Genomic DNA, 14689 nt, shown 5'->3' with positions numbered 1-14689 from the left:
GAAAATGATCTCGCCCGAGTGATGGTAGCAATTTTATCTGGAAAAGATGTTGAACTTCGTTGGTCCGACGAGGCCGTTGTCGGCGTTGTGCTTGCCTCCGGCGGTTATCCGGGTGCTTACGACAAAGGCGTTCCGATCGAGGGACTCGATAAGATGGCAGCGGAAACGCTCGTCTTCCATGCGGGAACGAAGCAAGAAAACGGGCAATGGCAGACGAACGGCGGCCGCATTTTGCTCGTAGCGAGCCGAGCGGCCACGATCGAAGCCGCCCAGCAAAAAGTGTACGAAGAAATGAAGCACCTGAGCTGCGCCCACGCTTTTTACCGGAAAGACATCGCGGGACGGGCTATTTCCTAGCGTCTTTCCGGTTGCGCATCCAAAAGATGAGGATGACGACGATGGCTCCGATGATGGTTGCATAGGTGAATGCGGAATGCGTGAAATATTCCCAAAATGACAAGTTCATCCCTCCTTTTCTGAAAAAGGCTCCCCTTGCGGAGCCTTTTTCGTCGTCGAACGGTCCCAAGGCGCTTCGTGCCGGCGGTTTATTGTGCGCTGCGTTGTTTCTTCCATTTTTTAATGAGATCGGTCAACACGCAATATCTCTCCATTCCCTCGGCCACTTTCATTGCCCCCATCAAGGCGGTGAACATCATCGACAGCCGTTTCGGCCGCTGCGCCAATCTTGAGGTCGCCCAGGCGAGTACGGTCAAACCGCACGTAATTCGCATCAGTGCGTTAAAGCCTCCAATATTCGGTTTCATCGTTTCACCTCTTTCGGTCGTCGTTGAACGTTGCGGTTCGTCGAATTTCATCTCCATTCTCGTTGTTCACGATATTGTGATCGTTGCTTGCGAGAAATCGCTTGAGAACTGGCAAAGTTGTGTTAAGATGAAAAAATAAACGGTTGAAACGGAGGAACTTTTCATGCCGGAACGACATCTCCAGTGGACGAAAAAACAGCTTCGCGAACAGCTGTCGGTGGTTCGCGGAGAAACCTCTCCTTCTAAAGTTCTCAAAAATGCGACATATTTAAATCACGCACAAAAAAAGTGGATGAACGGCCACATTTGGATTTCCGGCGACCGCATCGTCTATGTCGGACGGGAATGGCCCGCCAAAACGAAAGGCGCCGAAATCGTTGACTGTTCCGGGCTCGCGGTGGTTCCCGGCTACATTGAACCTCATGTTCACCCTTTTCAACTATATAATCCCCATACATTTGCTGAATATGCATCGGTAAGAGGGACGACGACGCTTATCTGCGACAGCCTTCTCTTGTTTTTGCGATTAGGAAAAACGAAAGCGTTTTCATTAATCGCTGAATTCGCGAAACTTCCGTTGTCGATGTATTGGTGGGGCCGTTACGACGCACAGACGGAACTGAGCGACGAAAACGATATTTTCACGACGGAAAATGTACACGCTTGGTTGAATCATCCGGACGTTGTTCAAGGCGGTGAATTGACGGCATGGCCGAAGGTGCTCGCCGGGGATGATGAAATCCTCGATTGGATGCAAATGACGGTACGCAACGGCAAACCGATTGAAGGCCACTTGCCGGGAGCTTCGGAAAAGACGTTGACACAACTGGCGTTGCTCGGCGTAAAGGCCGACCATGAAGCGATGACAGGTGAGGAAGCGGAGAGACGCTTGAATCTCGGCTTGTCAACGGTGCTTCGCTATTCGTCGATCCGTCCGGATCTCCCGGTCATTTTAGATGAACTAAAAGCACGTGGGATCGACCATTTTGACAGGGTATACATGACGACAGACGGCTCGACCCCCGCGTTTCACGAGCAAGGGGTGATGGACCGCCTGATCGAAATTGCGCTTGAAAAAGGCATCCCCGAGGTTGATGCGTACGCGATGGCTTCCTACAACGCAGCGCGGCATTACGGCATGGATCACCTGCTCGGCATGATTGCGCCGGGGCGTGTGGCCCACTTGAATTTTTTAAAAGATAAAAAGTCCCCGACCCCGCAATCGGTGCTTGCTAAAGGTGAATGGATTCGCCGGGACGGCGAGAATTGCTTCCCGGACGTTCCGCTTTCGTGGGAGGACAAAGACCAATCCGCTTTGCGTCTCAATTGGGAGCTGACAAGAGAAGACTTTCAGTTCTCGCAGCCCGTCGGCATCGAAATGATCAATTCGGTCATTACGAAACCGTATTATTTGCGATTCGACCCGACGAGTGAACGTCCTTCGTTTGAGGAAGACGAATGTTTTCTCATGTTTGTTGACAAAGATGGCAAGTGGCAAGTAAACACGATATTGAAAGGATTCGCGGCATCGGTTTCCGGATTTGCGAGCACGTATTCGAGTACCGGCGACGTAATTATTCTCGGGAAAAACAAGCAAGACATGATGTTGGCCTTTAAGCGGGCAAAAGAGCTCGGCGGCGGCATCGTATTGACCGAACAAGGCAGGGTGGTCACAGAAATTGAGTTGCCGCTGCTCGGCGGCATGTCCGTCAAGCGATTGGAAGCATTGATGGCGGAGGAAACCACTTTGAAAAGCGAGTTGGCGAGCCGAGGATACCGTTTTGACGATCCGATTTACACGTTGTTGTTTTTGTCATCGACCCATTTGCCTTACATCCGGGTGACGCAGAAAGGCTTGTACGATGTAAAGAAACGATCGGTATTGTTCCCGGCCATTATGCGTTCTTAGTCTTCAAATAGAGGTGTGGTGTCGCTTATGGATGGTCGTCAGGAATCTCGGGGGTTGTAACGGTGGAGGATGAGACGGAAATACCGGAATCGATCATCACCAACGTTATTTTAGGAAAATCGGCACCATTATAAAATTACCGATCATAGGGAGCGCTATTGTTCGCATTACGATAAAAATCATGCCCAAGTTCGCGGGATTTGAGAAAATAGCGATTTTCATGCACGATTTCACTCGAAGAACCTCACTATTGCATCGTTTAGCGCATCTCATGCACGATTTCATTCCGGCATTCCTTTGGCGACCGATCTTAGATGAACGGTCGCTCTTCGTCGCGGCCATTTTTTAATAGCGTGCCTGTCCGTTCTTCGAAAAAATGCTATAATGGGATAAAATTTAAAGGATAATCGAAGAAGGACGTGAGCCAGTGAAGAGGGGTTGGACGGTTAGTTTTATCATATTGCTTTTACTAGTTGGTTTGATCGGCTGCAAGTCTTCGGATGTGTCAAAAAGCGCGAACCAGCAGCCGGAGCAAAAACAAACGGCGGAAAACGATCCGGAACAAAAGGCGCCGGAACCGAAAAAGGAAGAGGAACCGAAGCCGCCCGAGCACATTTATCCTTTGACCGGACTGCCTGCCGAACATGAAGTGACGAACCGTCCGGTCGGCGTCATGATCAACAATTTCAGCTTGGCGCGGCCGCAATCGGGCGTTTATCAGGCCGATCTTGTGTATGAAGCGCTTGCTGAAGGTGCGATTACGAGGTTTTTGGCGATTTTCCAAAGTCACCAGCCAAAGGTGATTGGTCCGGTGAGAAGCGCCCGGCCGTATTACATTCGTCTGAGCAACGGTTATGACGCTTTTTACGTTCATTTCGGCTGGAGTCCGCAAGCGCGAGCGTTGATCGAGTCGTCGGGCAAGGATAATTTGAACGGCATTTATTACGACGGGACATTGTTTTACCGGGCGGACTTCCGAAAAGCGCCGCATAATGCCTACATTTCATACAAAAACATTTTGAAAGGTGCCGAGAAAAAAGGATACAACATGAAAGCCGACATTAAGCCTTTGCCTTTTTTGACGGAGGAGGAAGTGAACGCGCTTTCCGGGGAAAAAGCGAAAGCGGTGAAAATCAATTACCTCGACCGTTACTCGGTTCGTTATGTGTACCAACCTGATACCGGGAAATATATTCGCTACAGCGACGGGGAGCAATCAAAGGATTTGGAAACGAAAACGCCTGTCACGCTGTCGAACGTGATGGTCGTATCTGCGCCCCACCGGTTCATTGACAGCTATCCGCGCCGGGAAATCAATTTAAAAGACGGGGGCGAAGCTTGGCTCTTTCAACAAGGTGTCGTGCAAAAGGTCAAGTGGAAGAATGTCGATGGCCGCATTTATCCCGTGAAAGACGGCAAGATTCTCGGGTTTGTTCCCGGGCGCACGTGGATTAATATCGTTCCGACCGACCCCGGCTTGTCTGGTTCCGTCACCATTTCTGGAGGAGATCAAGATGCAAATTGATAAATTGCGGGGTCAATCGCTCGATCAACTGTTTGATGCGATCATGTCCCTGAAAGACAGAGAAGAATGTTACCGGTTTTTCGACGATTTGTGCACGATGGGTGAAATTCAGTCGCTGGCGCAGCGGTTACAAGTGGCGCGAATGCTCCAGGAAGGCTTTACTTATCATAAAATCGAATCGGAAACCGGGGCGAGCACGGCAACGATTTCCCGCGTCAAGCGCTGTATCAATTACGGAAACGATGGTTACCAAATGGCGCTCGAACGCATTCAAAGTGATAGATAAAACACCCCAGTGAGGAGAAACCTGTACAGGTTTCTCCTCACGTTGATTGAGAGCGGAACAGGTTCACCCTGATTTTTGTGGGCAAAGAAAGGTGCTCATGTCCGTTGAAACTGCAATGCGGAAATTTTCGGCACGGGTGCCGAAAAAAACGACACGCAATCGGTCGCTTCGGCCGATTTTTTGTTTGGTGAATCGGTCCAGAGAACCCGTCACCTTATGTTATAATTCAAGTAGAGAAAGTAACGTGTTGGAGGATGCCCATGGACGAGATTCGCAGTTGGAAACATGTATTTAAATTAGACCCGAATAAAGCGATAGCGGACGAAGACTTGGCAAAAGTCTGTGAATCAGGGACGGATGCGGTGATTGTCGGCGGAACGGATGACGTCACGCTCGATGATACGTTGTATTTGCTGTCGCGCATTCGCCGATTCTCCGTTTCGTGTGCATTGGAAGTTTCCAACCCCGAGGCGTTGTCTCCGGGCTTCGACTATTATTTTATTCCGAGCGTGTTAAACAGCCGGAAGGTAGATTGGGTCATCGGCCATCATCATCGTGCCGTGCAAGAGTGGGCGGATTTGATGGACTGGGAAGAAATCGTTACGGAAGGGTACTGCATCGTCAATGCTGATTCGAAAGCGGCGCAACATACGGATGCGGAAACGAATTTGTCGCCGGAAGCGATTCGTTCCTATGCGCTCATTGCCGACCGGTTGTTCCGCCTGCCCATTTTTTATTTGGAATACAGCGGGGCTTACGGCGATCCGGACGTTGTCCGATTGGTCGGTGAAAGCTTGTCGGAAGCGCAGTTTTTTTACGGAGGCGGCATTTGTGACCGCAGGAAGGCGGAAGAAATGGCCCAATATGCGGATACGATTGTGGTTGGCAACGCGATTTATGACGATTTGAAAAAAGCGCTGCAAACGGTGAAGGCCGTGAAAAGCCAGCGATAACTGCAATACGTTTGTGAGGAAGTGACGATCTTGCAATTTGTCGAAGATTTGTTGACAGGTTTAAATGACGTGCAAAAAGAGGCGGTCAAGCATACGAAAGGACCGCTATTAATCATGGCCGGAGCCGGAAGCGGGAAGACGCGTGTATTGACGCATCGTATCGCGTATTTGCTCGTGGAAAAAGAAGTGGCACCGTGGAACATTTTGGCGATTACGTTTACGAATAAAGCGGCTCGTGAGATGAAAAGCCGTGTCGCCGGACTGACGGGAGAGGCGCTCGCCGACCAAATTTGGATTTCGACGTTCCACTCGATGTGCGTGCGCATTTTGCGCCGGGATGCGGAACGAATCGGCATTAAACGGGCGTTTACGATTCTCGATGGAACCGACCAAGTGTCGGTGATCAAACAAATTATGAAAGACTTGAATTATGATGTGAAGAAGTTTCAGCCGCGTGCGATTCTAGGCACGATCAGCTCGGCGAAAAACGAGTTGAAACGCGCGAAGCAATTCACGGCGGACAACCCCGGCGATATTTACACGCAGGTCGTTGCCGAAGTATACGCGGAATATGAGAAGCGCTTGCGGAAAAACCATGCGCTCGACTTTGATGACCTCATCATGTCGACGATCGAGCTTTTTGAACGAGTGCCGGAAGTGCTTGAATTTTATCAAAGAAAATTTCAATACATTCACGTCGATGAATACCAGGATACGAACGCGGCACAGTATAAGCTTGTCAGTCTGTTAGCGGAACGCTATCAAAATTTGTGTGTCGTCGGCGACTCCGATCAATCGATCTACCGCTGGCGCGGTGCGGACATTAGTAATATTTTATCGTTTGAAAAAGATTATGCCGATGCACAGGTGATCTTGCTTGAACAAAATTACCGCTCGACTAAGACGATCTTGAACGCTGCGAATCACGTCATTCAAAACAACTTCAACCGCAAGCCGAAGAGGCTTTGGACCGAAAACGACCCGGGTCAAAAGATTCATTACTACCGAGGAATGAATGAGCAGGATGAAAGCCGTTTTGTCGCTTCGAAGATCCGCGATTTAACGGTTGGCGGCAAACGGAAATACCGCGACCTTGCGATTTTATATCGAACGAATGCCCAGTCTCGTGCCATCGAGGAAGCGTTGATGAAGTCGAACATCCCGTATAACATTTTCGGCGGCACAAAGTTCTATGACCGGAAAGAAATCAAAGACTTGCTTGCGTATTTGCGCTTGCTCTCCAACACGGATGACGATATCAGCTTGTTGCGCGTGATTAACGTTCCGAAACGCGGCATCGGGGCATCGACGCTTGAAAAAGTGATGATTTATGCGGCGGAAAACGGCATTTCGATGTTTCAAGCGATTGCGGAATGCGAAGAAATCGGACTTTCCAGCCGGTTTGTCAAGAAACTGCTCGCCTTCGAGGAAGAAATCCGCAACCTCTCGAAGATGCAAGACTATTTGACAGTCACGGAGCTCGTCGAAGAGCTGCTAGATCGTACCGGTTATCGTAAAATGTACGAGCAGGACACGTCGCTTGAAGCGCAAAGCAGGCTCGAGAACATCGATGAATTTCTGTCGGTGACGAAACACTTCGAAGAAGAAAACAAGGACAGCGAAGATCAAGGACTCGTTGCCTTTTTAACCGACCTTGCTTTGGAAGCCGATATCGATCAGTTGGATAATGACGATTCGACGGTTCAAGATGCGGTGTCGCTCATGACGCTGCACTCGGCGAAGGGCTTGGAGTTTCCGGTCGTCTTTCTGATCGGCATGGAGCAAAACGTGTTCCCGCACAGCCGCTCGATCGATGATCACGAGGAACTCGAAGAGGAACGCCGACTTGCCTATGTCGGCATGACACGGGCGGAACAAGAATTGTACTTGACGAACGCGCAAATGCGCACGTTGTACGGCCGTACGAATATGAACCCGGTTTCTTGCTTTATCGAAGAGATTCCGAATGATTGTCTTGAGAATGAAGGGGAATCTCAAGGTGGAGGCGGAAGGCCGGCGGGCGTGCCGCCGCGCAGCTCGCGGATCGTTCGGCCGCAGCGCAGCGGGGCTGAACAACTCGACTGGTCGGTTGGCGATAAAGTCAGTCATAAAAAGTGGGGCGTAGGCACCGTCGTCAGCATTAAGCGGGACGGCGATTCTTGCGAACTCGATATCGCTTTCGCGAAACCGACGGGTGTGAAACGGCTGCTGGCCGAGATCGCTCCGATCGAAAAACTTTAAGAGGTGGGACAGATGGAGCGCAAAGAAGCCGAAAGGCGAATTGAACAATTGCGTGATGTATTGGAACAATATAATTACGAATATCATGTGCTTGATAACCCGAGCGTTCCGGATGCCGAATACGACCGCCTCATGAAAGAACTGCGGGAGCTTGAAGAGGAGCATCCTGATCTTGTGACCGAGGATTCGCCGACGCAGCGGGTCGGCGGTGAGCCGATTGATGCTTTCACGAAGGTAGAGCATGTCGTGCCGATGCTCAGTCTCGGCAATGCATTTGGTGAGAGCGATATGCGGGATTTCGACCGCCGCGTCCGGCAAGCCGTCGGAGACGATGTATCGTACGTTTGTGAATTGAAGATCGACGGATTGGCCGTATCCCTGCTTTACGAGAACGGCCGATTCGTTCGCGGAGCAACGCGCGGCGACGGCACGGTCGGGGAAGACATCACCGTGAATCTGCGGACGATTCGTTCGATTCCTTTGCGATTGAAAGAATCGGTGAATTTAGAAGTACGCGGGGAGGCTTTCATGCCGAAGCGCTCATTCGAGCGGCTGAACGAAGCGCGGCGAGAACGCGGGGAGGCGCTGTTCGCGAACCCGCGGAATTCGGCGGCTGGATCGTTGCGGCAGCTCGATCCGAAGCTTGCGGCGGAGCGCAACTTGGATATTTTTCTATACGGCATCGGGATGCTTGAAGGGGAGACGATCGAGTCGCACAGCGACGGGTTGGATTTCCTGAAGCGGATCGGGCTGAAGACGAATCCGGAATGGCGGCGGTGTAAGGACGTCGGAGAAGTGATGGCTTTCATTGAAAAATGGACGGAGAAACGGGCCGATTTGCCGTATGAAATTGACGGTATCGTCATTAAAGTGGATTCGCTCCGGCATCAGGAGTCGCTCGGTTTTACGGCGAAAAGCCCGAGATGGGCGATTGCCTACAAGTTCCCGGCTGAGGAGGTTGTCACGAAGATCGAAGGCGTAATGTTGACGGTCGGCAGGACCGGCGCTATTACACCGACGGCAATGCTGACGCCGGTCACGGTGGCCGGCACGACGGTCAAAAGAGCAACGCTCCACAACGAAGGTTTAATTCGGGAGAAAGACATTCGCATCGGCGACACCGTCGTCGTAAAGAAGGCGGGCGACATTATTCCAGAAGTGGTGCGTGTGCTCGAAGACCGCAGGACCGGGGACGAGAAAGAGTTCCGCATGCCGGACGAATGTCCGGCATGCGGGAGCGAGCTCGTGCGGATTGAAGGGGAAGTGGCGCTTAGGTGTCTGAATCCGAAGTGCCCGGCGCAAATTCGTGAGGGCTTGATTCATTTCGTGTCGCGAAACGCGATGAACATAGATGGTCTCGGGGAAAAGGTGATTACGCAGTTATTCCTGAACGAACTGATTCGGGACGTCGCCGATTTGTATAAATTGCGATACGAAGACCTAATTGTTCTCGAACGGATGGGTGACAAGTCCGTAAACAAGCTGTTGCAGGCGATTGAACACTCGAAGAGCAACTCGTTGGAGCGATTGTTGTTCGGCCTTGGCATCCGGTTTGTTGGTTCGAAAGCAGCAAAAACGCTCGCACAGCATTTTCAGACGATGGAACGTTTGCAAAATGCGAATGAAAATGATTTGCTAGAAGTGGATGAAATCGGCGATAAGATGGCCGATTCGATCCGCACGTACTTCGGATTGCCTGAAGTGAAAGCGCTGATCGAAGAGCTGAAATCGCTTGGCGTCAACATGGAATACCGAGGGCCGGCACCGGCAGGCGAGGCGGAAAGTCATTCGTTTTTCGCCGGAAAGAAAGTCGTCTTGACCGGAAAGCTGGAACAACTCACGCGAAATGAGGCGAAAGCAGCGATTGAACGGCTTGGCGGCAATGTGACGGGGAGCGTCAGCTCTAACACCGATCTCGTCATTGCAGGAAAAGACGCCGGTTCGAAGCTGGCGAAAGCGAATGAATTAGGAGTCGCCGTATGGGATGAGGAGCGGCTGAGGGAAGAGCTGAATCAATAGGGAGAGTTGGCATGAATGGATCGACGAATTATCGTCTTGTTTTGCGTATTGGCGCTGATCCTTTCCGGTTGCGTTCCGAATTTCGGGAATGATCCGGATTCGAATAAAATCGTCAAGAAGTCCGACAAAGGAAAAAAGCAAAAAAAAGTAAAAATCACGCCGAAAGTTGAATCGATCAAAAACCAATACCGTACGGTTGTCGATTTTAAGCCCGGGGCGGCGCGGGGGCATATTTTATATGGAGTTGCCAACCGCCTCGACATTGATGAAATCCAGACCGGATTAATGCGGTTGTCGAAAGACGTTTATTCTCCGGATCGTTACATCTTTCAAGAAGGTCAATATTTAGAGAGGGACATGATTGAGAACTGGCTGGAAAATGAGTCGCAGGATAATCCGGAAGGGTTGAATCCCGATCTTCCGAAAGGCTATAAAAAGTATTCGGCGGAAAAAAAAGTTCAGTTTCTCAGCGAACATCCTTCCTATCTTAGTTATGTCACGGAGCAAGACTATCTCGTTCAGGCGGGAAAAGATCAGTTGAAACTCGGCGGCCTTTCAATCGCCATTTCGATGGCGAAGGTTTATTCCTTTAAAGTGGAAGATGCCGATGGGAACCTTTACCGCCGTCAGATCAAGCTCGATGAGAAGAAAGCAAAGGAAAAGGCGAAGCAGTTCGCCGATGTAATCGTGAAGCGAATACGAGAAATCGAGGCATTGAAAAACGTGCCGATCGTCATCGGCCTTTATCAGGAACAGGCGGCAGAGTCGCTCGTGCCAGGCCATTATTTTGCCAAAACGGTCGTAAAAGCGGAGGATTCGTCCGTCGGGGAATGGGAACCGTTGAAGGAAACTCATGTGCTGTTTCCTTCCGTCGAAGCGAGCGAACATTATCAAGCCGATACGGATCATTTCGAACAGTTTCGGTCGCAGGTACAAGATTATTTTCCGAATTACGTCGATGTCATCGGAAAAGCTTTTTACAAGCAAAAAGAATTGCAGCATATGACGATCGACATTCCGATCAAATTTTATGCCGAAACCGAAGTGATTTCCTTCTCGCAATTTATCGCGGGTTTGCTTTCCGACCAAAACAACCCGTTTCCGCAAGACGTTCCGATCGATGTTTACATTTCCTCGGCGCAAGGTCCGGAAGCGCTCGTCGTTTTGAATCCTGATAGGGATGAACCGTTTGTCCATGTTTATAAAAATAAGTAAGGGGGCGCCGCCGAAGCGGATCCCCCTTTTTTCTTGGTTAAGAGCCTGGGACCCCAATGCCTTGTTGACCAGTCGTGAAACCTCCGCCATGATAGCCTCCCCAACCTGGGGAGCCGCCGTATTGGCCGCCGCCCCAGCCGGGCATGCCGCCGTAATAGCCTCCGTGATAGCCCCACCACGGGCGGCCATAGTAACCCGGGCGACCGTAATAACCTGGACGGCCGTAATAACCGCCGCCGGGATAGCCTCCCCACCACGGACGGCCGTAGTAGCCGCCGCCGGGATAGCCTCCCCACCACGGTCGGCCATAGTAACCGCCGCCGGGATAACCGCCCCACCATGGACGGCCGTATTGCCCCCCGTAATAACCCGGATAGCCGAAACCGGCGCCTTGACCTCCATAAAACCCTTGTTGCCGCTGTTCTTCATTCCACTCGAATGTCGGATCGGATTCGTTCGTCAAGATCATTCCACCTTTCTCCTTAGCATTCGATAACAGCATATGCGCCTATTATGAAAATGGGATGCTTGCCGCGCCCAAATTTTTTTAAAAAGCCGCTCATCTGCGTTCGGACTCGGCCGATGTGATACAATCCAATTGGGAAGAAGATGAAGAAAAAAGGAGGAGAATTGGAAATGACGAGGCACGTGTTCGAATGTGAAGCCACGTGGAAAGGCGGGCGCAGAGGTATTGGAGAGATGCGCGCGGGGAACTTAACATCTTCCATGTCGGTGCCGGCTTCGATGGGCGGGGCGGGGCAAGGGACGAATCCGGACGAGTTGCTTCTGTCCGCGGCGGCTTCGTGTTTTTTAATGACGTTCGGCATTGGTCTGGAGGCGGCAGGGATCGAAGTACAACGGGTGTCGATCCATTCGAAGGGAACGGTAAGCGAACAAGGCGGACTGCACTTTGAAACCGTGTTGCACCATCTTGATGTGAAATTACCCGATTCCGCCGACAAAACGGATATCGAAAAGGTGCAGGAAATCGTCAAGCGTTCGGAATCGCGATGCATGGTTTCCAAAGCGCTGAAAGGAAATGTCGAGATTCTCGTCGAAGCGGAAATTGCGTGATTTTTCGCAATGCTAACGATGTAAACGGTGTCAATTGAAGTGCCCCACCAATTAAGTTACTATGGAATTGAAAAAAGGAATAAGGAGGCTGTAACGAATGGTATTACCTTTTAAACATGAACCGTTCACCGATTTTTCGGACGAATCAAACCGGAACGATTTTAAAGCGGCTTTAAAACAAGTGAAAGCGGAGCTTGGCAAAGATTATGATTTGATTATCGCGGGGGAACGCGTTCCCACCGGCAGTAAATTAACGTCGACGAATCCCGCCGACAAAGACGAGGTCATCGGCACCGTTTCAATGGCTGGCAAGGAGGAAGTCGAAAAGGCATTTGCGGCTGCTGAAGAAGCGTATAAAGAATGGAGCCAATGGGATCCGAAAGTACGTGCGGAAGTTTTGTTCCGTGCCGCAGCGATCGTGCGCCGGCGCAAACACGAATTCTCCGCATGGATGGTATATGAAGCTGGTAAACCTTGGAGTCAAGCCGACGCCGACACGGCCGAAGGCATCGATTTTCTCGAATACTACGGCCGGCAAATGCTCGAACTCGCCAATGGCAAGCCGATCAACGAACGTGTTGGCGAACACAACCACTTTTTCTATCAACCGATGGGAACCGGCGTAACGATCCCGCCGTGGAATTTTCCTTTCGCCATCATGCTCGGAACGACGATCGCACCGGTCGTTACCGGAAATACGGTTTTGCTGAAACCTGCAGAAAGCACGCCGATCATCGCCTACAAAGCGATGGAAGCCCTTGAAGAAGCGGGACTTCCGAAAGGCGTTGTCAACTACATACCGGGCGATCCGCAAGAAATCGGCGACTATCTCGTCGATCACCCGAAGACGCGTTTCGTCAATTTTACCGGATCAAGAGCGACCGGCACGCGCATTTACGAACGGGCTGCAAAGGTGCAAGAGGGCCAGTTGTTCCTGAAGCGCGTCGTTGCAGAAATGGGCGGCAAAGATACGATCATTGTCGACAACGAAGCGGATTTGGACTTGGCAGCGGATGCGATCGTCAACTCGGCGTTCGGATTCTCCGGGCAAAAATGTTCGGCCTGTTCGCGCGCCGTCATTCACCAAGATGTGTATGACGAAGTGTTGGAGAAAGCGATTGAACTGACGAAGCAACTCGAAGTCGGCGATCCGGCCGGCGACCCGTACATGGGACCGGTCATTAATGAAAAACAATTCGACAAGATCAAGAATTACATTGAAATCGGCAAGGAAGAAGGCGAACTGAAAGTCGGCGGTGAAACCGACGATTCGAAAGGATATTTCGTGCAGCCGACGATCTTTGCCGACGTCGATCCGAAAGCCCGGCTCATGCAGGAAGAAATTTTCGGACCGGTTGTTGCGTTCACGAAGGCACGCGATTTCGATCACATGCTGGAAATTGCCAACAACACCGAGTACGGATTGACCGGCGCGGTCATTTCGAAAAACCGCGCGCATTTAAACCGCGCTCGCACCGAATTCCAGGTGGGCAACTTGTACTTTAACCGCGGATGCACCGCGGCGATCGTCGGCTACCATCCGTTCGGCGGATTCAAAATGTCCGGAACGGACGCGAAAGCGGGCGGTCCCGACTACTTGACCAACTTCCTTGAGGCGAAAACCGTCTCTGAAATGCTCTAAACCGCACAAAACGAGGGTGTCCCCAAGTCTTGCCATTGGGGACACCCTGTTTTTATCGAATAAATGTAAATTAGATCCAATTATTTTTTCTAACGAACATTTGATCACCTTAGCGCCTTTTTCGCCGCCGTTTCACGCAGCTTGGAGCTTCTAACGGTCTTAAATGTTCGTTAGAATCAGCGAAAGCCAAGAGGCTGACTCACGACCTCTTTTGAGTCAGCCTCTTTTTTTTATTTTATTCCCCTAACAGCGTCATGCCGCCGTCGATGATGATCGTCTGCCCGCGAATCATGCTCGCTGCCGGCGTACACAAATAATACGCCGTTTCCGCGAGATCTTCCGGTTCGACCATCCGTCCGGTCGGGTTTTTCGCTTTTGCGGTCTCGATGATTTCGTCCCGGTTCGGAAAATGCTTCAACGCGTCCGTATCGACCGCTCCTCCGGATACGGCGTTCACCGCAATCCCTTTCGGCGCAAGCTCAATCGCCAAGTATCGCGTAATGTTTTCGACCGCGGCTTTCGACACGCCGACCGCCACGTAATTCGGCAACACGCGAATCGACCCAACGCTCGACACCGCAACAATCGCGCCGCCGCCGTTTTTCTCCATTAACTTGGCCGCTTCTTGTGCCGCAAACAAATACCCTTTCGCGTTAATGTTTTGCGTCCAATCCCAATGGCTTTCTTCCAGTTCCATAATCGGCCGCAACACCCCTGATGCCGCGTTGCTGACGAAGACGTCGAGTCTCCCGAATGCGTTGTCGATCTCGCCGAACAGCTGGCGGATCTGTTCCACTTCCCCGACATTGGCGCGCACCGTCAATACGCGAATGCCGTATTTCGACTCCAACGCTTCTTTCGTTTCTTCCGCGTTCTTGCGCTTTCTCATAAAATTCAGCGCCAAATCGTAGCCTTCGCTCGCAAATTTCTCGGCGATCGCCCGGCCAATCCCGCGGGTGCCTCCCGTAATCAAAGCAACCTTGTTTCCCATCATCCAAGCCTCCAGTATCGATAATCTCTCTTCTCCTATCATACCAAAAACCTTTGTCATGTCACATGGC

Annotated in this window: 14 protein-coding genes; 10 read left to right on the top strand and 4 right to left on the bottom strand. The window is 51.2% G+C overall.

The features are described from left to right. Positions 1-357: phosphoribosylglycinamide synthetase C domain-containing protein (locus tag VFK44_11795; protein ID HET7629044.1), on the top strand; the 357-nt coding region annotated here is incomplete at its 5' end. Here the strand turns inward: VFK44_11795 and VFK44_11790 are convergent. Further along, positions 347-460: an EYxxD motif small membrane protein gene (locus VFK44_11790; protein HET7629043.1), complete on the bottom strand. Its 114-nt coding sequence runs from the start codon at positions 458-460 to the stop codon at positions 347-349. The two genes, VFK44_11795 and VFK44_11790, sit on opposite strands and share 11 nt — an antisense overlap. 85 nt (positions 461-545) lie before the next feature. Next, the gene (locus VFK44_11785) at positions 546-764 is read right to left on the bottom strand and encodes a DUF2892 domain-containing protein (protein HET7629042.1); all 219 of its coding nucleotides are present in this window, start codon (positions 762-764) and stop codon (positions 546-548) included. Between the two features lie 163 nt (positions 765-927). Between VFK44_11785 and VFK44_11780 the strand changes: the two genes are divergently transcribed. From VFK44_11780 to VFK44_11750, 7 genes are all read left to right on the top strand, one after another. Next, entirely contained in the window at positions 928-2673 is a 1746-nt protein-coding gene (locus VFK44_11780) for an adenine deaminase C-terminal domain-containing protein (GenBank protein HET7629041.1), read from the top strand. Positions 2674-3100: 427 nt separating this feature from the next. After that, positions 3101-4198 carry a DUF3048 domain-containing protein gene (locus tag VFK44_11775; GenBank protein HET7629040.1) on the top strand — a complete coding sequence of 366 codons (1098 nt, stop codon included), beginning with the start codon at positions 3101-3103 and terminating at the stop codon, positions 4196-4198. Continuing rightward, complete coding sequence (locus tag VFK44_11770) at positions 4188-4484, top strand: YerC/YecD family TrpR-related protein (protein HET7629039.1); 297 nt, start codon at positions 4188-4190, stop codon at positions 4482-4484. Before VFK44_11775 ends, VFK44_11770 begins: the two co-directional genes overlap by 11 nt. 260 nt (positions 4485-4744) lie before the next feature. Continuing rightward, positions 4745-5437, top strand: coding sequence for a heptaprenylglyceryl phosphate synthase (locus tag VFK44_11765; protein ID HET7629038.1), 693 nt, complete (start codon positions 4745-4747; stop codon positions 5435-5437). A 30-nt stretch (positions 5438-5467) separates the two neighbouring features. After that, positions 5468-7678, top strand: coding sequence for a DNA helicase PcrA (gene pcrA / locus VFK44_11760; GenBank protein ID HET7629037.1), 2211 nt, complete (start codon positions 5468-5470; stop codon positions 7676-7678). Between the two features lie 12 nt (positions 7679-7690). After that, entirely contained in the window at positions 7691-9697 is a 2007-nt protein-coding gene (gene ligA / locus VFK44_11755; GenBank protein ID HET7629036.1) for an NAD-dependent DNA ligase LigA, read from the top strand. 15 nt (positions 9698-9712) lie between these two features. Further along, the gene (locus VFK44_11750; GenBank protein HET7629035.1) at positions 9713-10912 is read left to right on the top strand and encodes a CamS family sex pheromone protein; all 1200 of its coding nucleotides are present in this window, start codon (positions 9713-9715) and stop codon (positions 10910-10912) included. Between the two features lie 37 nt (positions 10913-10949). Here VFK44_11750 and VFK44_11745 read toward each other — a convergent pair whose 3' ends face one another. Continuing rightward, positions 10950-11381 carry a hypothetical protein gene (locus VFK44_11745; protein HET7629034.1) on the bottom strand — a complete coding sequence of 144 codons (432 nt, stop codon included), beginning with the start codon at positions 11379-11381 and terminating at the stop codon, positions 10950-10952. Between the two features lie 167 nt (positions 11382-11548). On the opposite strand from VFK44_11745, the gene VFK44_11740 reads away from it, so the two are divergent. Next, on the top strand, positions 11549-11986 hold the full coding sequence (locus VFK44_11740) for an OsmC family protein (GenBank protein ID HET7629033.1): 438 nt from the start codon (positions 11549-11551) through the stop codon (positions 11984-11986). Positions 11987-12083: 97 nt separating this feature from the next. After that, positions 12084-13628, top strand: coding sequence for an L-glutamate gamma-semialdehyde dehydrogenase (gene pruA / locus VFK44_11735; GenBank protein ID HET7629032.1), 1545 nt, complete (start codon positions 12084-12086; stop codon positions 13626-13628). Positions 13629-13863: 235 nt separating this feature from the next. On the opposite strand, the gene fabL is transcribed toward pruA, so the two are convergent. After that, positions 13864-14622, bottom strand: a complete 759-nt coding sequence (fabL, locus tag VFK44_11730; protein ID HET7629031.1) for an enoyl-[acyl-carrier-protein] reductase FabL — start codon at positions 14620-14622, stop codon at positions 13864-13866. Positions 14623-14689 lie beyond the last annotated feature (67 nt).

It is taken from the genome of Bacillales bacterium (assembly GCA_035700025.1).
Lineage (GTDB): Bacteria > Bacillota > Bacilli > Bacillales > DASSOY01 > DASSOY01.
This window is presented reverse-complemented; position numbering and strand designations above follow the sequence as displayed.